The 22,504-nt window shown below is 44.7% G+C and carries 24 protein-coding genes; 12 read left to right on the top strand and 12 right to left on the bottom strand.

The genetic code is table 11. The annotated features are described in order from the left end of the window. The first annotated feature begins 53 nt into the window (after positions 1-53). A complete protein-coding gene (locus tag K339_RS0102115; protein ID WP_028522128.1) occupies positions 54-1,337 on the top strand; it encodes an LVIVD repeat-containing protein in 1,284 nt (427 codons plus the stop codon). Between the two features lie 16 nt (positions 1,338-1,353). Further along, complete coding sequence (locus K339_RS0102110; RefSeq protein ID WP_028522127.1) at positions 1,354-1,944, top strand: hypothetical protein; 591 nt, start codon at positions 1,354-1,356, stop codon at positions 1,942-1,944. Positions 1,945-2,036: 92 nt separating this feature from the next. Here K339_RS0102110 and K339_RS0102105 read toward each other — a convergent pair whose 3' ends face one another. From K339_RS0102105 to nadD, 6 genes are all read right to left on the bottom strand, one after another. After that, the gene (locus tag K339_RS0102105; RefSeq protein WP_157607449.1) at positions 2,037-2,546 is read right to left on the bottom strand and encodes a hypothetical protein; all 510 of its coding nucleotides are present in this window, start codon (positions 2,544-2,546) and stop codon (positions 2,037-2,039) included. Positions 2,547-2,693: 147 nt separating this feature from the next. Then, on the bottom strand, positions 2,694-3,119 hold the full coding sequence (locus K339_RS0102100) for a hypothetical protein (RefSeq protein WP_157607448.1): 426 nt from the start codon (positions 3,117-3,119) through the stop codon (positions 2,694-2,696). Between the two features lie 91 nt (positions 3,120-3,210). Beyond that, entirely contained in the window at positions 3,211-3,957 is a 747-nt protein-coding gene (gene rnc, locus K339_RS0102095; protein WP_028522124.1) for a ribonuclease III, read from the bottom strand. 12 nt (positions 3,958-3,969) lie between these two features. Next, positions 3,970-5,223 (bottom strand): beta-ketoacyl-ACP synthase II, encoded by a 1,254-nt coding sequence (gene fabF / locus K339_RS0102090; RefSeq protein WP_028522123.1) that lies wholly within the window; start codon positions 5,221-5,223, stop codon positions 3,970-3,972. 31 nt (positions 5,224-5,254) lie between these two features. Continuing rightward, positions 5,255-5,491, bottom strand: coding sequence for an acyl carrier protein (locus K339_RS0102085; protein WP_028522122.1), 237 nt, complete (start codon positions 5,489-5,491; stop codon positions 5,255-5,257). 57 nt (positions 5,492-5,548) lie between these two features. After that, a complete protein-coding gene (gene nadD, locus K339_RS0102080) occupies positions 5,549-6,121 on the bottom strand; it encodes a nicotinate (nicotinamide) nucleotide adenylyltransferase (protein WP_028522121.1) in 573 nt (190 codons plus the stop codon). Between the two features lie 107 nt (positions 6,122-6,228). Between nadD and K339_RS0102075 the strand changes: the two genes are divergently transcribed. From K339_RS0102075 to K339_RS0102060, 4 genes are all read left to right on the top strand, one after another. Further along, positions 6,229-7,416 carry a M20 metallopeptidase family protein gene (locus tag K339_RS0102075; RefSeq protein ID WP_028522120.1) on the top strand — a complete coding sequence of 396 codons (1,188 nt, stop codon included), beginning with the start codon at positions 6,229-6,231 and terminating at the stop codon, positions 7,414-7,416. A gap of 4 nt (positions 7,417-7,420) precedes the next feature. Further along, positions 7,421-7,885 carry a hypothetical protein gene (locus K339_RS0102070; protein ID WP_028522119.1) on the top strand — a complete coding sequence of 155 codons (465 nt, stop codon included), beginning with the start codon at positions 7,421-7,423 and terminating at the stop codon, positions 7,883-7,885. A gap of 58 nt (positions 7,886-7,943) precedes the next feature. Continuing rightward, a complete protein-coding gene (locus tag K339_RS32365) occupies positions 7,944-9,722 on the top strand; it encodes a M61 family metallopeptidase (protein WP_037298992.1) in 1,779 nt (592 codons plus the stop codon). 69 nt (positions 9,723-9,791) lie between these two features. Further along, positions 9,792-10,565, top strand: a complete 774-nt coding sequence (locus K339_RS0102060; RefSeq protein WP_028522118.1) for a glucose 1-dehydrogenase — start codon at positions 9,792-9,794, stop codon at positions 10,563-10,565. Between the two features lie 114 nt (positions 10,566-10,679). On the opposite strand, the gene K339_RS0102055 is transcribed toward K339_RS0102060, so the two are convergent. Continuing rightward, positions 10,680-11,684, bottom strand: a complete 1,005-nt coding sequence (locus K339_RS0102055; protein WP_028522117.1) for a 4-hydroxyproline epimerase — start codon at positions 11,682-11,684, stop codon at positions 10,680-10,682. 98 nt (positions 11,685-11,782) lie between these two features. Then, positions 11,783-12,685 carry an Abi family protein gene (locus K339_RS0102050; protein WP_037298991.1) on the bottom strand — a complete coding sequence of 301 codons (903 nt, stop codon included), beginning with the start codon at positions 12,683-12,685 and terminating at the stop codon, positions 11,783-11,785. A 267-nt stretch (positions 12,686-12,952) separates the two neighbouring features. On the opposite strand from K339_RS0102050, the gene K339_RS0102045 reads away from it, so the two are divergent. Next, positions 12,953-14,473: a P-loop NTPase family protein gene (locus K339_RS0102045; protein ID WP_028522115.1), complete on the top strand. Its 1,521-nt coding sequence runs from the start codon at positions 12,953-12,955 to the stop codon at positions 14,471-14,473. A 411-nt stretch (positions 14,474-14,884) separates the two neighbouring features. Here K339_RS0102045 and K339_RS0102040 read toward each other — a convergent pair whose 3' ends face one another. Then, entirely contained in the window at positions 14,885-15,874 is a 990-nt protein-coding gene (locus tag K339_RS0102040; RefSeq protein ID WP_064750943.1) for a hypothetical protein, read from the bottom strand. Positions 15,875-16,161: 287 nt separating this feature from the next. On the opposite strand from K339_RS0102040, the gene K339_RS0102035 reads away from it, so the two are divergent. Both K339_RS0102035 and K339_RS32360 read left to right on the top strand, forming a co-directional pair. After that, positions 16,162-17,196 (top strand): tetratricopeptide repeat protein, encoded by a 1,035-nt coding sequence (locus tag K339_RS0102035; protein WP_037298989.1) that lies wholly within the window; start codon positions 16,162-16,164, stop codon positions 17,194-17,196. Between the two features lie 55 nt (positions 17,197-17,251). Beyond that, positions 17,252-18,163, top strand: coding sequence for a DMT family transporter (locus K339_RS32360; RefSeq protein ID WP_051397750.1), 912 nt, complete (start codon positions 17,252-17,254; stop codon positions 18,161-18,163). 82 nt (positions 18,164-18,245) lie between these two features. On the opposite strand, the gene K339_RS0102025 is transcribed toward K339_RS32360, so the two are convergent. Then, entirely contained in the window at positions 18,246-18,773 is a 528-nt protein-coding gene (locus K339_RS0102025) for a hypothetical protein (protein ID WP_028522112.1), read from the bottom strand. A gap of 47 nt (positions 18,774-18,820) precedes the next feature. Here K339_RS0102025 and K339_RS0102020 point away from each other — a divergent pair, with 47 nt between their 5' ends. Together K339_RS0102020 and K339_RS0102015 are read left to right on the top strand one after the other, a co-directional pair. After that, positions 18,821-19,639: an endonuclease/exonuclease/phosphatase family protein gene (locus tag K339_RS0102020; RefSeq protein ID WP_051397748.1), complete on the top strand. Its 819-nt coding sequence runs from the start codon at positions 18,821-18,823 to the stop codon at positions 19,637-19,639. Next, the gene (locus tag K339_RS0102015) at positions 19,636-20,511 is read left to right on the top strand and encodes an AraC family transcriptional regulator (RefSeq protein ID WP_028522110.1); all 876 of its coding nucleotides are present in this window, start codon (positions 19,636-19,638) and stop codon (positions 20,509-20,511) included. The genes K339_RS0102020 and K339_RS0102015 overlap by 4 nt, the downstream gene beginning before the upstream one ends. Here K339_RS0102015 and K339_RS0102010 read toward each other — a convergent pair. Continuing rightward, positions 20,505-20,879 (bottom strand): DoxX family protein, encoded by a 375-nt coding sequence (locus K339_RS0102010; protein WP_028522109.1) that lies wholly within the window; start codon positions 20,877-20,879, stop codon positions 20,505-20,507. The genes K339_RS0102015 and K339_RS0102010 overlap by 7 nt on opposite strands. Then, complete coding sequence (locus K339_RS0102005) at positions 20,876-21,295, bottom strand: VOC family protein (RefSeq protein WP_028522108.1); 420 nt, start codon at positions 21,293-21,295, stop codon at positions 20,876-20,878. Before K339_RS0102005 ends, K339_RS0102010 begins: the two co-directional genes overlap by 4 nt. Positions 21,296-21,445: 150 nt before the next feature. Here K339_RS0102005 and K339_RS0102000 point away from each other — a divergent pair, with 150 nt between their 5' ends. Then, positions 21,446-22,420 (top strand): GlxA family transcriptional regulator, encoded by a 975-nt coding sequence (locus K339_RS0102000; protein ID WP_028522107.1) that lies wholly within the window; start codon positions 21,446-21,448, stop codon positions 22,418-22,420. The last annotated feature ends 84 nt before the right edge of the window (positions 22,421-22,504 follow it).

Raw genomic sequence — 22,504 nt, 5'->3', positions numbered from 1 at the left:
TAGCACAGAAAAGCGTCATTGGGGTATAAACACCTTAAACCCCCACGCTTGCCATGAGACGTTTACTTTTACCTATTCTTTTTATTGTTGGTCTTGCGCAATGGTCGTGTACCGACCGCTGTACCGAAACGCGTAAGTACAAACGCTTCACGCCCGTGACCATTTCATTGGCCGAAATTCGTCAAGGCGTACGTACCGAAACGGCGCACGCACTGGAAACGCCAGGGAAAATCTACACCAAAGGGAATTATCTATTTATCAACGAGCAAAAAAAAGGCTTACACATCATTGATAATTCTAACCCTGCCGCACCCAAAATCATTTCATTCATTACCATTCCAGGCAATGGCGACATGGCCGTTCGTGGGAATATTTTATACGCCGACAGCTATTCTGATTTGGTGGCGTTGGATATTTCTAATCCATTGGAGGTGAAAGAAATAAGCCGTCAAAAAGATGTGTTTCAGACGGGTCAATTCGATGGCGCTTGGTGGTCGCTCAACACAACCACGGGAGCGATTCACGACCAAAAGATGCAGATTGTCACCGAAACCATTCAAACCAACTGTGAAAATAGCAACGGTTCGTGGTGGGGAGGTACATTTTTGGCGATGGATAGCCGCAGTGCCGCTCTTCAGTCTAGCACTGTTCCGTCGAACTCAAATGCGCAAGGACAAGCAGGGTCGATGGCGCGTTTTGCTTTATATGACAAGTATTTATACACGGTAAGCCAAAGCGATATGCAGCTTTTTGACATTGGCATACCGTCGCAGCCCAAAGCTTCAACAAAAATCAGATTGGGTTGGGGAATCGAAACTATTTTCCCGTACCGCGACAAGCTTTTTATTGGTTCTACGACAGGAATGTTTATCTATGACAACAGCAATCCTGAAAACCCGCAGCACATGTCAACCTTCCAACACGCCATGTCGTGCGACCCTGTCGTGGTGACTGACAACCGTGCTTACGTCACGTTGCGTTCGGGAACTAATTGCAACCGTGGGCTAAATCAACTCGACGTGATTGATATTACTGATTTGCGGACTCCTCGCTTGTTGAAATCGTACCCGATGCAAAATCCACACGGTTTGGGGGTTGATTACCCTAATTTATACTTGTGTGAAGGCACGCACGGACTTAAATCATTGAACATTGCCAATGATTTTGACGTCAAGCAATTACAACATTTGAAAGACATGGACGCGTACGACGTGATTCCGTTGTCTAACAAGACACTTTTGATGATTGGCAAAGATGGACTTTATCAGTTTGACGTTTCAAACCCGTCGGGACTTCGTGAAATCAGTAAGATTCCAGTAAAACGGGTTGAAATTTAAACCAACTCCTGAAAACATGAAAAAAATACGGATTGCTTTGATATTCAGCTATTTACTGACTTGTGCATTCGTCGCATCCGCCCAGTTTAAACCGCATTATGTCAACATGACGGAAGTGGGAGGGTTGTTTGGGCGAGTGGTGTATGATATTCCGTGGAGGGTTCCCGTTCAGCAACAAGTCGAAAATCGCCTTAGTTTAACGTTACAAACATTCAACGGTGTCCAACTAAAGCCACGCATGGCCGTGGGACTGACAACGGGGTTGGATTGGTACCAATCGGCCTTATTGATGCCCGTTGCGGCAGGCATCCGCTACGATTTAGCCAAAAGTAAAAACAACGTGACCTTGTTGGGAATGCTGGATGCGGGCTACGGGTTTCAGTGGCTACATGCCGATGCAACGGGCTACAAGACCGACGGCGGAATGATGATTAGTCCAGGGTTAGGTTTAAAGTTTGGTTTAAAATCAGGAAGTGCGTTGGTGCTTTCCCTCAGTTACAAGCGACAGCACGCCAAATCCACCGAGCCTTTGGGTTGGGGAGAAATAGAGAAGTGGGAAAACCGCGTCTATAACCGAATGGCCGTGCGATTTGGCTTCGTATTTTAAAAATATGGATGGCGCGGGCGTCCTGCGCTCGCTCTCAGTAGTCGCTCGTGTCCCACGAGTGACTACTATTTCAAGGCTTCCAGCCTGTGACCTCAAAGACCATCCCATCGAATTTTCACTCCACCCCGCGAATAGGTTGCAAACATGACAGGAGGGTCAAAGGATAGCATTGAAACCGCTGTTACTCCACCGCCTGCATCCTTTTCAGTATAACCCCACATCAGGTATTTCTTCAATTTTTTCGTAATGTGTTTGGGAAATTGCTCATTTCCTTGGAACATACGGCCTACCCCGTTATCAATCAAAAAATAGTAGCCTTTGTGCTCGAATAAAAAAAAGGGCTTATAATAATCCGTAATTGCTTCAAAAGTGGCAACAGCTTCAAAACGGTAATAAATCGTGTCTTTGACCGCACCAATAGATACGTGAACCACTTTTTCTTTTTCCTTCTGTACTTTATCAATGTACTCATTGAAAATAGATAAGGTAGCACTGTCTTTAATGGTTACTTCCCGAGAAAAACGGGAGGCTTTACTATTTTTCTGGGCAAAGCCATTTTGAATCATCAAGAAGCTGATAGAGAGAAAGATAATTATTTTCATGCTGTAAATTGTAGTCGTTACCGATGGCGCGAGTGTTTCGCTCGTGTCGCTTATTCCAAGGCTTCCAGCCTATTTATAATAAAAGTTAGCCAGTAGCTTCAATCAAGAGCAGGTACTTATTGTAAAGTAGTAGTAAGAGAGGAGTACTTAGGGGAGGATAGAATCTTTTACTGGATTCTTGGTATTTAGTATTATATTTTCTTTTTGAGTTTTGGGGCCATAAATTGCTTGAGCATTCTTTTGGCTTAAAATCTCAAAAACTTCTAAATCAGAAAAATTTATATTTTTTAAATTTTTGATTTTTTCACTTGGTACTTCTATTCCGTTGTATATGAATAGCTTATCTTGAGAATGCTCATACTCAGAGATTTTTTGCTTTAAAAGCGAGAGGTTTGATTTTTGCTTTTTTTCGTGATAAGCTTTGGTCTCAATTATAAGAATACTATTCTTGGTGAGATTGGTGTATTTACCAGGGATAAACTCCCCCAAAAACCTATGTTCAGAGTGTATTTGGTCTTGATTTAAAGATAAAAAATCTAATTCTGAACTTACTTTTTCATCTATGACAATCACAGACTTATTATAGCATGATAAAATGAAGAAGACCATTAAACTATATATGAGTAATTTTAAATGATGGATCATATATAATTGCGGTAAGAGGTTACTTCAACTCCAAAATCTCGCAAGCTTTTTCGGCGGCAGATTGTTCCGCTTTTTTCTTAGAATAGCCATTTCCTGTGGCAAACACTTCACCATCAAGGGTAACCTGTGAAATAAACTCGCGGAAGTGACGGCTGCCGTTCTCTTGGACAATCGAAAAACGCACTTCTTTACCTTCACGTTGCGCCCATTCGATGAGGCGGCTCTTGAAGTTGGCGTTGTTATTGATAAGAGCGTCTAGGTCGTAGTGAGTAAGGAGCTCTTTGGTAATGAATTTCTTGGTAAACCGAAATCCTTTGTCCAAATATACCGCTCCGACGAGTGCCTCAAGGGCATCGCCATACATAGAAGAGTTGGGGGGCATTCCCCGACGGTTGCCGTCAAATTCAATCAGACGGTCGAGGCCGATTTTACGGGCAATGCCATTGAGCGTCTCACGATTTACGATGCGTGAGCGAATTTCAGTAAGGAATCCTTCGTCTTTGTAAGGGAATTTTTTGAAGAGATATTCCGCAATGACCATGCCCAAGACCGAATCGCCGAGGTACTCAAGACGCTCGTTCGATTCTCTAAATCCCTTAATCGACGTCTCCTTAGACGCGGAAGTATGGCGAAAAGCTAACTGGTAAACCTCTATATTAGAAGGTTTTGCGCCGATGATTAGCTCCACGGCCTTTTTAAACTTCTTATCTGGGGATAAGTTCCCAGGCTTGAAGAAATCAATTATGGGATTTAATACCGTAGGCAATTGGGATGAATTTTATCCTTCAAATTTACGAAATATGACGCAAGTATTATGTCCACCGAAGCCAAAAGTGTTACTAAGTGCAATTTTCACTTCGCGTTCTTGCGCTTTATTGAATGTCAAGTTTAAGCGAGGGTTGATGTCTGGGTCATCCGTAAAGTGGTTGATGGTTGGCGGGATAATTCCGTGCTGAATAGCCAGAATCGATGCCACCGCTTCTACCGCTCCTGCTCCGCCCAACAAGTGCCCAATCATTGATTTGGTTGAGCTAATGTTGAGTTTGTAAGCGTGTTCTCCAAAAAGTCGTTCAATCGCTTTAATCTCTTGAGGGTCTCCAATCGGTGTCGATGTTCCGTGGGTATTTACATAGTCCACGTCCTCAGGGTTGATACCAGCGTCTTCAAGGGCATTTTTCATGCACAAGTAAGCGCCGATACCATCAGGGTGGGGAGCAGTGATGTGATACGCGTCCGAAGACATACCACCACCGATAAGTTCCGCGTAGATTTTAGCTCCACGGGCAATCGCATGGTCATAATCTTCGAGAATCAATCCTGCACCACCTTCGCCCAACACAAAACCGTCGCGGTCTTGGTCATACGGGCGAGATGCCGTTAAATAATCGTCGTTACGTTCCGAAAGGGCTTTGAGGGAGTTGAATCCACCCACGCCTGCTTGCGTAACGGCTGCTTCTGACCCACCCGTCAAGCAAAAATCAATTTTGCCCAAACGAATGTAGTTAAAAGCATCGATGATAGCGTTGTTAGAAGAAGCACAGGCCGAAACGGTTACGTAAGTAGGCCCACGGAATCCGTGACGCATCGAAAGAATCCCCGAAGCACTGTCGGCAATCATTTTAGGGATAAAGAATGGATTAAAACGAGGAGTACCGTCGCCTTTCCCAAAAGAAAGCACTTCTTCTTCAAACGTTTTAAGACCTCCAATTCCTGAACCCCAAATAACGCCAGCACGGTCGAGATTTTCCTTTTCAAGGTCTAGCCCGCTATCTTTTACCGCCTCATCGCCAACGACGACAGCAAATTGTGTAAAAAGATCCATTTTACGAGCTTCTTGACGAGGAATAAACTGGGCCATGTCAAGTCCCTTCACTTCGCAAGCGAAGCGGGTTTTGAATTTGGTCGCATCAAATCGGGTGATGGGGCCAGCTCCGCTGACACCGTTAAACAACCCTTCCTTGTATTCCGATAGTGTGTTACCGATGGGAGTCAACGCCCCCATACCTGTCACTACCACTCGCTTTAGAATCATAAAATGGATCTATAAGTTACAAAAAATATGCTTATTTGACGTTTTCTTCGAGGTATTTTACTGCTTGACCTACAGTGCCGATGTTTTCAGCTTGGTCATCAGGAATTGATACGTTGAATTCTTTTTCGAATTCCATGATCAATTCTACCGTGTCAAGCGAATCCGCACCAAGATCGTTTGTGAAGCTTGCTTCATCAGTCACTTCGGCTGCATCTACGCCTAATTTGTCAACAATAATCTGTTTTACTTTGCTTGCAATCTCTGACATTTTTGTGAGAAGTTTGGTTCAAAATCGCTGCAAAGTAATGTATTTCAAAGCATATTGTCAAATATAAAATTTCTTCCTTGAAATCATTTCTTCGACAATGTCAGGCACCATGTACCGAATAGAACGATTGTTTTTGATACAATCACGAATATATGTTGCGGATATGTCGAGTAGCGGGGCCGAAATGAATTGTACGGCAGGGTGATTGCCAAATTCGTGAGGAGCCGAATTTGGACGTGGATAAACGTATAAACCGTAGTACTGAAGGATGGCTTCGTGGTTTTTCCAGTTCTTAAATTGCTCCAAATTGTCTTCTCCGATGATTAATTTGAAGGTATGCTGCGGGAATTTTTCTTGCAATTTCGTCAGAGTATCAATGGTATAGCTCGGGCGAGGCATCGAAAATTCTATGTCGGTTACTTTTAATTTAGGGTTGTCCGAAATCGCGCGGTCCACCATGTCAAAACGGTCAAACTCGTGCAGCAGACTCTTGTTTTTTTTGAACGGATTTTGGGGCGAAACCACAAACCATATTTGTTCGAGGTCGGTTGCCGTGGCCATGGTATTGGCAATGATGAGGTGTCCCATGTGAATGGGATTAAATGAGCCGAAGAATAGTCCGATTTTCATGCGTCAGCGTATAGAAAAATAGAATTTATCTGCGAAAATCGCCCGTATTTGCGTCTTCCGATGTTCTATTTTGTAGTTTTGTCTGGTCAAAGTTAAGACTAATTACCATGTTAGAAAAAATCAAAGCCTTGTCGAAGGCCTACGCCGCAGCTACCGTGGCTAACCGACATTACTTACATACAAATCCAGAGTTATCGTTTCAAGAGTACAATACGGCAAAATTTGTGGCCAATGAATTGAAACAAATAGGAATTACGCCCCAAGAAGGTGTTGCTGCGACGGGGGTAGTAGCCCTTGTTGAAGGCCGCAACCCAAGTAGCCGAGTGGTGGCACTACGGGCCGACATGGACGCCCTTCCGATTGTTGAAGCAAACGACGTTCCTTATAAATCACAAAATCCTGGCGTGATGCACGCTTGTGGGCATGATGTGCATACGTCGTCGTTGTTGGCAACAGCACGTATTTTGCACGAACTCCGCGACGAATTTGAAGGGTCGGTAAAGCTGATTTTTCAGCCTGGCGAAGAAAAAATTCCTGGAGGTGCCTCGTTGATGATCAAAGAAGGAGTGCTTCAAAACCCTAGTCCAGCAAGTATTTTAGGACAACACGTTGCGCCTAATATTCCCGTGGGAAAAATTGGTTTCCGTGAAGGTATGTACATGGCCAGTACGGATGAATTGTACTTGACCGTCAAAGGAAAGGGTGGCCACGGCGCGATGCCCGATACCCTTATCGACCCCGTGTTGATTGCTTCGCACGTTATTGTTGGGTTGCAACAAGTCATTAGTCGTAACCGTAAACCCGCCGCGCCGTCGGTCTTGTCGTTTGGAAAAGTGATTGCCAACGGTGCAACCAACGTCATTCCGAACGAAGTATATATAGAAGGTACGTTCCGTTGTATGGATGAAGAATGGCGCGAAGAAGGCTGGAAGCGTATTACCAAAATTGCGCAAGGATTGGCCGAAGCCATGGGCGGAAGCTGCGACGTGGAAGTGCGTAAAGGCTATCCATTCCTCAAAAACCACCCCGAACTCACGCGCCGTACCAAAGCAGCGGCGGTGTCGTACATGGGAGCTGAGAACGTAATTGACCTCGATTTGTGGTTGGCAGGCGAAGATTTTGCATTTTATTCGCAAGTAACTGATGCTTGTTTTTACCGTTTAGGAACGCGTAACGAGGCAAGAGGAATTATTTCGGGCGTACACACGCCTACGTTTGACATTGACGAATCGGCATTGGAAATAGGGCCAGGCTTAATGGCATGGTTGGCGTTAGAGGAATTGAAACTCAGCTAAATTTATGAAGCAGTTATTGATTATAGTCATTTTGATTGTGGGGGTAATTTCGGTGGCTTTGGGACAAGAAACGCCACCGAAACCGACGCCTTTTGCCGTGTCAAAACACCCCTTTACGTATGAAGGTCAGCAGTTGATTGTGGGTCAAAGCATCGGAAATTTAGAAAAAGAATACCGTTTGTTGGAAGACGGAGGGATTTATCGCCGCATCAATTCTGCCAAAGAATTGGAGGTATTGGGTGGACAAACACCCAAAAATGTAGCCACGGCGTTTCAATCGTTGAAAGACATTGATTTTGAAAAAATAGCCTTTCAACACCCAAGCCGTATTTCGTATTTCCTGATTTACAAAAAAGGAAAAAAAGAACACAAAGTAAGCTGGGGCGACCCCAAACACCCCGCACCTGAGGGTGTGGTACGGGTCTATAAAGCATTTATGGGAATGATTCCTAAAGAAATGCGCTTGTGATTTAAGTACGCAATTAAATCGAAACAAATAATCAGTGCCTTAGCATTCTACTTCATCAATGAATCTTTTTTTACGTTTTGCCCTGCTTTTATGGAGTGTTGGTAGCTTTCATTCGCTCTACGCACAGAAAGTAACTTTTACCGTCGCAGTTGATGACCCAGCAACGCACTTGTTTCAGGTTGAAATGAAATACACAGGAACAAAGGCAGGAAAAATTGATTTTAAAATGCCGATATGGTCACCTGGGTATTATCAACGAATGAACTATGCTGAAAAGCTCTTGCACTTTAGTGCGACTACCGCCGACGGTAAGCCGCTGGCCTGGCAAAAGAAAAGTACTACAACGTGGGAAGTAGATGCTCCCAAAGGTGAAATTCGTTTAAAATACGCCATTTTAGCCGATCGTAAATTTGTGGCCAATAGCTACTTAGATGAAGAACGAGGCTACATTGTTCCGACAAGCGTTTTTTTGTACCCTGCTGGAGCGTTGAATTTGCCAAGCACTGTGAACATCTTGCCTTGGGCTAAGTGGAATAAAGTAGCGACAGGGCTAGAACCTGTTGACGGTCGGCTACACTCTTTTTATGCTGCCAACTACGATGTTTTGTATGACAGCCCGATTTTAATGGGGAATTTAGAAGAATTGCCTTCGTTCAAAGTAAAAGGCATTGCGCATCGATTCATTGGGTACAAGCTTGGGGAGTTTGACCGAGCGAAGTTTGTCGATGATTTGAGTAAAATCATTGACAAAGCCTCCGATATTATTGGGGATATTCCGTATAAACATTATACTTTTTTAGCCATTGGGCCAGGACAGGGAGGAATTGAGCACGCTAACTCAACGGCCATAAGTTTTGATGGCTCGGCTCTTAACAGTCCAGAAGGGCGAGTGCGGATGCTGAATTTTTTGGCTCACGAATATTTTCATCATTACAATGTTAAACGCATTCGCCCTGTGGAGTTGGGGCCGTTTGATTACGAAAATGGCAATCGCACCAAAATGTTATGGGTATCGGAAGGATTGACGGTGTATTATGAATACCTGATTCTAAAAAGGGCAGGAATTACGGACGAAAAACAACTCCTGCAGTCGCTTCGAACCAATATCCTTGCTTTTGAAAACAAACCTGGGCGAATGTATCAGTCGCTGGCCGAAGCAAGTTTTGAAACATGGTCGGATGGGCCTTTTGGACGAACTGGTGAGGAGGTAAACAAAACCATTTCCTACTATGACAAAGGCCCCGTAGTGGGGTGGTTGCTGGACTTGAAAATAAGGCACGAAACCCAAAACAAGAAGTCGCTTGATGATGTCATGCAGGCATTGTATCGGCGGTATTATCAGTCAAAAAAGCGTGGTTTCACCGAAACAGAGTTTAAAGATGTGGCGGAGAAAATAGCAGGTACGTCCATAGATGATATTCTTAGGTACGTTACTACTACCCAAGAATTGAAATACCCTAGTTATTTGCATTATGCGGGTTTAGAAATAGATACCACAACCAAAACACTGCCAGGGGCATGGCTTGGGGTATCGACACGGATGCGAAACGATACGGTGATTGTGTCAAATGTTGAGTGGCCATCGCCCGCGTGGGATGCAAAGTTGCGCCGACAAACAGTCTTGCTAGAAATAGACGGACGTCCAGCACGATTGTGGAACGAGGTAATTGCTCAAAAGAAGCCAACCGAGTCCGTTAAGATCGTGTACCTACAAAAAGAAGAGCGAAAAGAAGTAATCGTGCCATTGGGAATAAAAAAAGAAAAAGAGTATCCCATTAGGCGCACTACCAATCCTACGCCTTTGCAAAAAGCAATTTATGAGGATTGGGCGCGATAGAAGGCGCTAAGAATTCCATACCGAATCTATTTTTGTTATATAACACCAATTTAAAATCATCTGTACAACATGCGCTTAAAAGACAAAGTAGCCCTTATTACTGGAGGAAGTAGCGGAATTGGCCGTGAGACGGCATTATTGTTTGCTCAAGAAGGAGCAGCAGTAGTGGTAGCTGACGTAAATGATACCGCAGGGCAAGAAACTGCTGACCTCATCAAAGCTCAAGGCGGTCAAGCGGTCTATGTACGTGCCGACGTATCGAAAGCGGCAGACTGTGAAAACATGGTCGCGGTTGCTGAACAAACATTCGGCAAATTGAATGTTGTTTTCAACAACGCTGGTATCATGCACAGCGACGACGACAACGCCGTTACGACCGAAGAATCAGTTTGGGACTTGACCATGAATATCAACGTAAAAGGGGTGTTCTTTGGTTGTAAATACGCCATCCCAGCGCTTCGTCGCGCGGGTGGAGGAAGCATCATCAATACGGCGTCATTTGTAGCGTTGTTGGGTGCTGCTACACCACAAGTAGCTTATACGGCAAGCAAAGGAGCGGTTCTTTCGATGAGTCGCGAGTTGGCAGTGATTCACGCCCGTGAGAACATCCGCGTAAACGCACTTTGCCCAGGGCCACTACGCACTGAATTGTTGATGAAGTTTTTGAGTACTGAAGAGAAAAAACAACGCCGTTTGGTACATATCCCAATGGGACGTTTTGGCGAAGCCAAAGAAATGGCGTACGCTGTCTTGTACTTAGCGTCGGACGAATCTTCGTACGTAACAGGTACTGAGTTTCTTGTAGATGGAGGTATCACAGCGGCGTACGTAACGCCTGAATAATATCAAAGCTATGAGGTCTGATTACTACGATAAACAGACCTCATAGGTTTAAGAGGTTATCAAAACCTATAAGGTCTGACTGCTTTAATAATTAGACCTTATAGGTTTAAAAAATTATATCACCTGAAACCCGTGTGCATACGGGTCATCTTCGTCGTCGATGGTGATGGTATTGAGGCCATATACTTTGGCCCAACCTTGAATACCAGGCACAATAGCCTCAAAATTACCTACTTTGGCCGTGTCTTCTACCGTGCCAATGAATTTACTTCCAATGATGCTTTCGTGGACGAACGTATCACCTTTTTTTAGTTTACCCTGAGCAGCCCACTGCGCCATACGAGCCGACGTACCTGTACCGCAAGGAGAGCGGTCGATTGCCTTATCGCCGTAGAAAACGGCATTTCTGGCTGATGAAGTAGGGTCGATGACTGCGCCTGTCCACTCAATGTGGCTTAGTCCGTTGATGGTAGGGTCGTTGGGGTGAACAAACGTGTGGTTTTCGTTGATACGTTGACGTAAAACCCGTGCCCAAGCTACCAGTTGTTCGGCCTTGAAGTGTTCAAGCCCTGGGAAGTTTTCTTGCACATCCACAATGGCGTAAAAATTTCCTCCGTAGGCAACATCCACTTTCAATAGCCCCAAATCGGGACATTCGACTTCGATTCCCTCAGCGGCAAGATACGCTGGGACGTTGACCAGTTTTACCCATTTTACTTTGTTACCTACTTGTTCGTAGCTAATAAGTACCAAGCCCGCAGGTGCTTCCATACGCACGATTCCTGGGGTTTTGGGTTTAATGAGCCCGTGTTCGATGGCAATGGTGATGGTGCCAATCGTTCCGTGACCACACATGGGAAGGCAGCCGCTGGTTTCGATAAAAAGCACCGCAACGTCATTTTCGGGGTCGTGAGGTGGGTACAAAATACTTCCCGACATCATATCGTGGCCGCGCGGCTCAAACATTAAGCCTTTACGAATCCAGTCGTATTCACGAAGAAAGTGTTGGCGTTTTTCGCTCATACTGCGTCCTTCCAATAAAGGACCGCCCCCCGCAACTAAGCGTACGGGGTTGCCGCAGGTGTGGGCATCAATGCAGAAAAAGGTTTTTGAAGACACAGCGTAACAGAAATAGTAGTAAAATACTTAAATAAATGTTTGTGTATGAGACGATCATACGAAGCCATAAAAGTAGCTAAAAAACACGACCTAGGCTGCTACAATTGCCACAAAGGTTCATCTTGCCAATGGGGCTTCATCCCTAAGGCATTAGGATCGACAGAGGGGTATTGGCCGAACAAATCGCGTAGTTTGGTAGAAAAAGAATTTTCAGGAGCGATTAGGTTCAATAAGTACCTCATAATACACAAGTGTAAATACAGTTTTTGAGTATCAGAGGGGACATCTTTGACCCACTTGTGCGGAGGACGTGGCAATATTTTAGGCGTTCCTGGTAAATTTCTGTTCCACAAACGGCTATGATGAGCGCAGTGATTTCGAATTTGAGCGATTGATTGTAACCAGCTAGGTAAGTAAGTGTGATTGACAGCTCCCAGCTCTTGGGCAATGGTGTCTTTTGCGCGAACAGTATTTTTTAAATTTCCATAAAGTTTGGATAACGAACCAAAACTGGTTAATTCAAGCGTTTTCCAAGCGGGGGGGAGTCTTGAATCATCCTTGTACTTTTTCTTGTGTTCTTTAATGAAAATGTCTTTCGACCGATCTAATTCCTCTTTGATGCTTGCTAACGTTTCGATAAGCGCTCCTGTATCTTGGAAAATTGCGGTATTTTGGAACCACCAAGGGTCAAACTCATGAGACAAGTGATAGATTAATTTGGTTCTCAAACTAATCTCAATTTTTTCAATGGCATCAAAAAGAATAATTCTCAATTCTCGGTCAAAATTGTACAAATGTACTACGTCTTCAAACTTACTATTTGGTTTAAAGAGGTGGGTTTCTTTGTCACTCTGCATCGGCCACCAGTATCCTGCAAGGCGGTAGTAACTTACTTGAGAAAGGTAATGCTTGGCATAGTCATCGTCATTAAATGTTAGTCCTCTTTCTTTTAACTGAGCGATGTGTTGTTCTATTGTTAGGGCATTTTTATCGTAAATCATAAATAAAATACATCGAAAAATAAGATAAAAACCGAAGCTAGCGATTTAGAAAAACCAAAAATGATAGAGGTGAAGAGACGAACTGAATGGTTATAAAAACAAAAGACTCGCCCTGGTACGCAGTCTTGGAAGACTTTAGCGTGGCGAGTACTGTTGATACAAAGGTACTATAGTTCTTCGATTTTAAAAACTTTAAACCTCGCCTCAAAACTATTCAAATACGATGGCTGTTACTTATCTATTGAAACAAACCAATCTTTAGAACGTATGGCCTACCGCGATTTAAAGCCCAAACAGCTTCTCCAGCTCCACACGCTTGGCGAACTGAAAGCTGCGGGCTACCAGCCCAAATCCATTAAGCAAGAACTCCGCGACAACCTTATTGAGAAATTACGGGCAAAAGAAACTGTTTTTCCAGGCATTTGGGGATACGAAGATACGGTCATCCCTGACGTAGAACGGGCAATTTTGTCGATGCACCATATCAACCTTTTGGGGCTACGGGGACAGGCTAAAACCCGCATTGCGCGATTGATGGTAAACCTCCTCGACGAGTACATTCCTGTGGTGGCAGGCTCTGAACTAAACGACGACCCATTGCAGCCACTATCGCGTTTTGCGCGCGATCTTGTGGACGAGAAAGGTGACCACACGCCGATTGCGTGGGTACACCGTCAGGAGCGATATGCTGAAAAACTAGCCACCCCCGACGTATCGGTAGCCGACCTTATTGGGGACGTTGACCCCATCAAAGCGGCTACGCTCAAATTGCCTTATTCCGACGAACGCGTGATTCACTTCGGACTCATTCCGCGTTCGCATCGTTGTATTTTTGTTATCAACGAATTGCCTGATTTACAGGCGCGTATTCAGGTATCCTTATTTAATATTTTGCAGGAAGGCGACATCCAAATTCGTGGATTTAAACTGCGTTTTCCTCTTGATATTCAGTTTGTTTTCACGGCAAATCCCGAAGATTATACCAACCGTGGAAGCATTGTGACGCCGTTGAAAGACCGTATCGACAGCCAAATTGTGACGCACTATCCTAAGACGCTAGAAATCGGGAAGAAGATTACGGCGCAAGAGGCGGTGGTGAAAACTGAGCAGAAGGGCATGGTCAAAATCAATGAAATCATTAAAGACCTTGTGGAGCAAGTTGCTTTTGAAGCACGTGAAAGTGAATACGTGGATTCGAAAAGTGGGGTGTCGGCACGTTTGACGATTGCGGCTTACGAGAACTTACTTTCAGCCGCCGAACGTCGGGTGTTACTCAACGGTGAAAAAGAAACCTACGTGCGTATTTCGGATTTGTACGGAGCTGTACCTGCGATATGTGGAAAAGTAGAATTGGTCTATGAAGGCGAAGTAGAAGGTCCTGTCATTGTGGCGCAGAACCTGATTGGCAAGGCGATTCGTACGCAGTTTTTGACGTATTTTCCCAATCCTGAATCTCTAAAAAAGAGAAAAGGAGCTAAGAATCCGTTCCAAAAAGTGCAACAGTGGTTTGGAGAAAACGAAATGGATATTTTGAGCGAACTCACCAACCGCGAATACGAAGCCCGTTTAAAGACAATTGAAGGATTAGACGATTTGGTGGATGATTTTCACCGTGGCTTGAGTCGCGAAGAAAAGCTATTCATGATGGAATTTGCATTGCACGGAATGGCCGAACATTCACTCATCGGTAAACAAATGCTCGACCGTGGATTGCACTTCAAAGACTTGTTGAGTAGTATGTTCTCGGGCCCCGACCAAGAAGATGACGAGGACGATGATGTGTTTTAACGTGTCCGTGGATTCTCAAATCCACGGGAATAAGCTTTATTAAATCTTTAAAACAACAGGCCGAAAGTGTAAAAACTTTCGGCCTGTTTGTTTTAACACGAATATGTTGGTGCATTCGGTTTTGAGAAACCGCTGGGTTGGGTATGAGTACCCAACCACACAGGTTTTTTTCGTGCTCGTGGATTCTTTTCGTGTTCGTGGATTCTCAAATCCACGAAGGAGGTTTCTCAAAACCTCATGATGTCTTAGTATTTTGATTCATTCGGTTTTGAGAAACCGCTGGGTTGGGTATGAGTACCCAACCTCACAGGTGAGTACCCAACCACACACGTTTTTTCGTGCTCGTGGCTTCTTTTGGTGCTCGTGGATTCTCAAATCCACGAAGGAGGTTTCTCAAAACCTCGTGATGGCTCAGAATTTGGTCACAGCACTTACGATGGGGATAATTCCGTTTTCGTAACGCTGTTGAAGAAAACTCTGACGTAAGTACGAAGGCAATTCCTCAATCCACTGTTGATAGGCTTTTAAACCCATTACTTTGGCCACATAACATTCGTGGATAAAGTTGAGGTACTTCACAATATTGAGCAATGACTGATGAAACTTTGGCACGTCGATGTCAGCTTCCACAAAACGCTCAATTTCTCGCTGGGTACCCGAAATTTTCAACCGACTCATGAGGTCAAAATAGGTCGTTGGCCCCGTGTGTTTGGCGATTTCTTCCCAGTGTGTTGCACCAAATTTGGTGATAATTTTTCCCGTTTTTGAGCGCAATGCTTTTTCTGGGTTTGCTTGTAAACGGCGGCGGTAAGCCCGTAAGCGTAAGTCACGCGTTGTCTTTAAAAACTGAGCAATGTGCGCTTCGGCTTGTTTCGGCGTTTCGAGCGGTTGGAGCAATGCTTGTTCGGTAGTTTGCGGTAATTGATGATAGGTATAGTGTCCTAGCGGCCCATCGACATAAAATCCAATGGATTCGGGATACCAGCCTTTGGCAACATACCCATTAATAATTTGTCCCACGACGGCTTCAATCGGCACGTCAATTCCTTGGATGGCTAAAAACGCTTTGGCTCCGTATAAGACACTATAGTAGGCTTGCGGAAACGTCCAGTGGAGGGAGTGCTTTTGATAGTTTTCGTCGGTATGATTGGCGGCGGTTCGGAGCGTGTATTCGGCGCTCCATGCGTGCAATAACCATTTTTTTGCGGCACCTACGCGTGCTCCTTCTCGTTTGGGATTGAAGCGTTGAAGGGTACTTAATTGGCGAACCTCTTCTAATGGGGTGGTGTGGCGGATGTAGTAGTCGATACTACGAAAATGGTTCAAGAATACCTGCGCAGGAATGGACTTCTGCCACTCGTCGTGCGTGTTTGTTGGTATATTTTGTTGGTTACTTATCATGGCTTTTTGCATTATTCTATTAATAGAATCTGTTACAAATAAAACGAAAATGACGCTGTTTTAGTTTGTAAAGTGGTGGCGATAAGCTGAGTTTAAGTGGTTGTATTCCATAAAGTTGCTGACAATTGATAGACAATAACTGTGCCAAAAGGGTATGTCTAATTAAGGAATTTTAATTTTGGTATTTTTTTTATTTGAAATGCTAGGCACGTTAGAAGCCTGTATCTTTGCAGTTAAAAGTCTCTTTATTTCTCATTAAGCCACTTTTTGTGATGATATTTTATAAAATGAAAGGGTTTCACTGGAGCATGATGCTCTGTATTTTTTTTGCGATAAGTTGGATGGGCTGCTCCGAACAAAGCCAAACGGAGGCTGCTCAGTTTTTTTTGAAAGGAAATCTTAAACTTGAAAAAAGAGAGTATGCCGAGGCGATTCGCTACTATGACGAAGCGATTCTAAAACAAGGTGACATGGCCGATGCGTTTTGTAATCGAGGCATTGCTTACTTGCATGTCGGAGAAACGGAAAAGGCGTTGGAAGATTTTAACAAAGCCATTGAACTAGATAAAAAACTCGACGAGGCATATTTCAATCGAGCGGGGGCTTTGGTAGATCGTAAAGCGTTTACCCAGGCAGCAGCAGACCTCGAACAGATTCGTAAGAATTACCAAGACTCCACCAATTATTACCTGCGCTGGGGCGACCTAAAGTTTAATCAAGGTTATTACGACCAAGCGTTGGCCGAGTATGATCGGGCTATTACGCTTCGTTCTGACAACGTACAGGCATTGGTCAACCGAGGCGTAGCGTATTTTGAAAAGAAGGACTTTAAAGCTGCTCAGGTTGATTTTGAAAAAGCCCTCAAACTTGATTCACAGCAACAACTTGCGTACAATAATTTGGCACTAATTTTTGCGCGGCAGAACCAACTCGACCAAGCGGTGAAAATGGTAGAACGCGCCTTGGATTTTGACCCTGTCAATCCTATTTACCTTAATAATAAAGGTTACATCTTACTTTTACAGAAAAAAACAGAAGAGGCGAAAAAGTTGGTAGAACGTGCCTTGGAAAAAGATCCTCAAAACAGCTACGCACACCGCAATTTGGGATTGTACTGGGTGCAAACGGGTAATAAAGTAGAGGCATTGGCTGAATTGAAAAAAGCGTATGACCTGAACCCTTCCACCGACCAGATTCATTTTTGGTTAGGTAAAGCCCAAGCCGATAACAATCAAAAAGCCGAAGCCTGCCGTACGTGGCAAAAAGGAGAAGCCATCGGCGATGCAGAAGCAGCCTCCGAACGGAAGAAAAACTGTCATTAGTTAAAAATGAGCTTAACAACCTCCCGAAAGTTTAAACTTTCGGGAGGTTCTACCAATGAAAAATACAATTATAGGAATCCTTTTTGCGATGCTTTGGGCATCAGCTTCGGTGGCGACCAAATTTGGAATTCGGTCGGCCGACCCACTCATTTTGGCCAATGTTCGGTTTTTGTTGGCAGGTACGCTTATGCTGACGTTTGGTTACACAATGGCTCGTACCGAAAAGACCCTCCCGCGCGGCAAAGAGTGGGGTCAACTGGCCATTTTTGCCCTGTTCAATACAACTTTATATTTGAGTGCCTTTGTGCTTTCGATGCGCGAAGTATCGGCAGGGATTGGAAGTTTATCCACGGCTACTGGGCCGTTGTTTGTCATTGTGTTATCCGCAATATGGTTACAGCGCAGTCTCAAGTGGAACGAAGCCGTAGGGGTCGTATTGGGGCTTTCGGGAGCGGGATTAGCTACTTGGCCTTTGCTCCAAAATAGCTTTGCTACTCCGCGCGGGCTTACCATTTTGATGGCAGGAATTGTGTCGGTATCGGCAGCGAGTGTGTACTACGCCCGCATCTCGTGGCGTTTGCCCAACGTGCTCATCAATGGTTGGCAGGTGATGCTAGGAGGCATCATGCTATTACCTTTCACGATTTATTTTGCTGATTGGCAAAATACCCGCTGGGACGCGCAATTTTGGGGAGCAGTCGGCTGGTTGATTATCCCGGTCTCGGTTATTTCGCTGCAATTATGGTTCTATTTACTGCGGTTGGATGCCGTGCGAGCTTCGATGTGGCTTTTTCTTTGTCCTGTTTTTGGGTTTACGTATTCTTCCTTTTTTCTGGGCGAACCCCTTTCTTGGCATACGTTTGTAGGGACTGCCTTGGTAGTGGCGGGGCTGTATGTTGCTCAACGCATCCGTGCGAAGGGTATCTCAAAACCCACTTTTGACGCCGAAAAAGGAGAAAGGATATAAGTATCCTTTCTCACGCGCCGTGCGAAGGGTTTCTCAAAACCCGCCTAGTGCTGGAAAAAAGCAAGGATATAAGTATCCTTTCTTACATGTTCCAAGTTATGCCAAACCCCACTGCGGGCCGAGACAAAGGTGTATTTTGCAGCGAGAGACCAACTCTGGGCTGTGCTAAACGACTGTTATAGACACCGACCGCTCGACGAATTTTTAACGTAGAAATGATATTGGCCGTCAACGAAACGCCGATGGAGGCAAGGTAAGTAGCCCAGAACGTCCGACGGCTTACATTGGCCGAACCTCCTTCCAACAAATAATAAATGGTAGGAAGCACCGAAACAACGGTTCCGACTGTCCGAATAACACGCGCACTTTTAAAATAGTGATTCACCTCGGGGTCGTCGAGCTCGCCGAAGGGGATTTCTAACGAATAATTGCTGCGCAGACGAACCCCGCCGTAATAATACCTGCCGTTGACTCCTACTACAATCGGTTTAAGGTGCGCAAACTGATACTTTTTGAGCAACGCCATCGTGCTGTCTATGCGAGAAACTTGGGCTTGAATGCCAAGACTGAACGTCAGGAGGAGGAAAAGAAGCAGATACTTTGTTTTCACGGCAGAGGTTGTATTTTTGTTGAATTACTAACGTTTTTCTGTTATAAATGGTAAAGATACTAACGGTGAAAGTGCTCAAATATAGTCTTTATTTATTGATTTGCTGGGGAAGTCTGGCAGGTGTGGAGGCCCAAAAAACCAAAGCAAAACCTGCTGCAAAGCCCATGACCCTAAAAGTGATGACGTTTAATATTCACCACGGAGAAAATAACGTAGGTAAAACCAACCTGAACCGGGTGGTGGAGTTGGTAAAAGAATACAAACCTGATTTTGTGGCGTTGCAGGAGATAGACAGCGTGGTGCCTCGGTCGGGGAAGTTGAATCAAATGCGGATTTTGTCGCTTCTTTCTGATTATCATTCGGCGTTTTCGGCCGCGATAGATTTACAGGGAGGAAAGTACGGCTTGGGGATATTGTCAAAACGGCCGATTGAGCACGTTCAAAAATTAAAGTTACCCAATCCAGACTCAACCGAACAGCGCATTTTGATGTGTGCATTGGTGCCTTTATCGGAAGGGAAATCTATTCGGTTTTGCAACACCCACCTCGATCACAAATCGGCTCTGAATCGTGGATTACAAGCGGCGATTATCAACGAAAGCCTTCAAAATAGCATTTATCCCGTGATTTTGGGAGGGGATTTTAACGCTACTGCCGACAATCATACGCTGGAGGCACTCACCAAATATTGGAACGACGCAGGGACGAACTCAACCCAAGCCACTTACCCAGGCAACGGAAAACGCATTGATTATTTTTGGACGCACCAGTCAGCTCCTTTTAAAGTCGTAGAATATAAGGTGCTGGACGAGCCCGTCGCGTCTGATCATTTACCCGTGTTGGTCACTTATTCGTTTAGCAAATGAAAGCACTTCTATTTCGAGTTCCGACCGTGGACGACCGCTCGTTTCGGGTGCAGGTGGACGAAGGGGCGCATTTTTACGAACGACTCCATTTTCACCCCGAATTTCAGTTGACCCTCATTTTGGAAGGAACGGGCACGCTGGTCGTCGGTGACCGCATCGACCGTTTTCAACCGTTGGATTTGCTGTTGTTAGGGGCCGATGTGCCGCACGTTCTCCTCAGCGACCCTGCTTATTTTGAGCGAAAGGCGGAGTTACAAATTAAGGCGTGTACCTTTTTTTTTAGAGAAGAATTCTTCTTGCAATTTTTTGAAAAAACGCCAGAGTTGCGGCACATTCACGCCATTCTACAAGACGCAAAACGCGGGGTGCGGCTGCGGTTTGGGCAACCTACTGATGTAACAAATCAGTTTGAGCAAATAGCTCAAAAACGTTCTTTTGAACAATTTACGGCCTTATTGACCTTTCTTGATTTTCTGACGTTGTCGCAGGACTACGAACTGCTGGCGGGGGCATCGTACCGAAAGCCTAAGCAGCCCGTGGACCAACAGCGGTTAGAAAACGTCTTCAATTTTATCTTAGGACATTACGCCGACCCCATCACGCTGGAGGACGTGGCCAATGTTGCTAATTTGACTTCGCCTGCTTTTTGTCGGTTTTTGCGTACCCACACGCGCAAAACATTTTCGGAACTATTAAGCGAAGTCCGCATTGAGCACGCGTGTCGTTTGCTCAAAGACTCCACCAAGAGTGTCAGCGAAATCGCCTTTGAATGTGGGTACAGCAATTTATCCAATTTCAACCGTCAGTTTAAACAAATTACCAAACTGACGCCCCGAGAATACGTAAAATCGGCGGGAGAATTGGGTCAATAAAGAGTAAGGTAACGTTTCCAGAGGTAGTAGTTGGTGGCCATGATGGCAAGTACTACCAACGGAAAAATGGCAAAAGCCGTGTGCTCGCCCACAAACGCCCACGAAAGGGCAGCGCAGATAAAATTGAAGGTAAAACCTGCATATGCCCACTCTTTTACGATGGGCGAATAGGTCTGTAATAAGCCTATGACGCCGAGCAGTTTGGCCGAACCTACGATGAGTAAAAGGTACATTGGGTAGCCGAGCATTTTGAAGGCTTCTTGCCCATCTTTTTGTTGGCTAACTCCGCCAATACCATCCATTGTCATAAACAAAACAAAAATAATTGTAGTGGTCCAGTAGCTGATTTTTAGGGTTTTAGGGCTCATGAGTTGGGGTGTTTAGAAAAGTGAAATATCCAGTGATTGCCAAATTTATCGGTAAGCATTCCGAGCGTTGCTCCCCAAAATGTTTGATGGAGAGGTTGGGTAACTACTCCGTTTTGGGATAATTTTTCAAAGGCAACTTGTGTTTCGTCGAGCTGCTGAAAATAAATAGAAAGGGTGATTGAATTTCCTCCAATCCGTTTATTTTCAAGCATATCAGAGGCCAAAAGCAATATTTTTCCTTCTTTTTCCAAGACAGCATGTAAAATTTGATTCCCAGTTTCGGCGGGCATTTGAGCCGACATCGGCGACTCTGCCACGGGTTGTAGCCGTAGTTCTCCTCCCAAACACTGTTGGTAGTACAGCATAGCTTCGCGGCAATTTCCCTCAAAGTTGAGGTAAGGTGTAAGCTGTATCATGCTGTAGATAAGATGTTTTCATGGATGTTATGCGATAAATTGATACTGCAAAGGTACCGACGGAATCTGTGACCAAAGCTGTGTAAAAACGACAATCTGAGGGGTTGATTCCGACACGAGCGGCTTGTACTTTTGTGAAAAACTTTGACCATGAAACACGTCTCAATTTTAGTACCCGAAACGGCAGTATCTGCGGCTATCGTTGACCCACGTTATATGTTTACGGCCGTCAATGAATTTATCAAAGGCCAAGGACGCTCCCCGCTGTTCAATGTGCAATTGGTGGGTATGACCAAAGAAGTGCGGCTTAACGACGGCCTGATTTCAATCCATTGTGACGCCGTCATTAGCGATTTAGCCAAAACCGACCTCGTCATTGTTCCTGCCATCAGTGGGCATATCGCGCACGCCTTGGAGCGAAATCAAGCCTTGGTACCGTGGATTGTTGACCAATACAAGCGCGGCGCCGAAGTAGCGAGTTTGTGTTTGGGGGCATTTTTGTTGGCATCAACGGGATTACTGCAAGGCAAATCATGCTCAACGCACTGGCTTTTTGCCAACGAGTTTCGACAGATGTTTCCCGATGTAAACCTCACCGACGACAAAATCATTGTTGAACATAATGGCCTGTATTCGAGTGGTGGGGCACATTCGTATTGGAATTTGCTGTTGCACTTGGTCGAAAAATACGCAGGTCGTGAAATGGCTATTTTGGCAGCCAAGTTTTTTGTACTCGATATTGGGCTCGATAGCCAGTCTCCATTTAGTATTTTTAAGGGCCAAAAAATGCACGAAGACCTCGAAATCAAGAAAGTACAAGATTTTATAGAAACCAATTACCAAGATAAAATTACCGTGGATAATCTCTCCGACACCTTTGGGATTGGCCGAAGAACATTTGAACGGAGATTTAAGAAGGCTACCAACAATACAGTAGTAGAATACCTGCAACGCGTCAAAATCGAAGTAGCCAAGAAACAGTTTGAACTTACCCGTAAAACAGTCAACGAAGTGATGTACGATGTAGGGTATTCTGATACGAAGGCATTTAGAGATGTATTTAAAAAAGTGACGGGACTGTCGCCCATTGATTACAAAAATAAGTACAACAAAGACGCTGCCTGATTTTGACCAAAATAGTATCAGAAAGTATTAATCTAAGCCAAAGCAGCGAATGTATAGCTTGTACCTTTGTCTTACTAATTATGG

This window comes from Runella limosa DSM 17973 (assembly GCF_000482465.1).
GTDB classification, from domain to species: Bacteria; Bacteroidota; Bacteroidia; order Cytophagales; family Spirosomataceae; genus Runella; species Runella limosa.
Note: the sequence above shows the minus strand (reverse complement) of the source record. Positions and strands in the feature narration are given on the sequence as shown.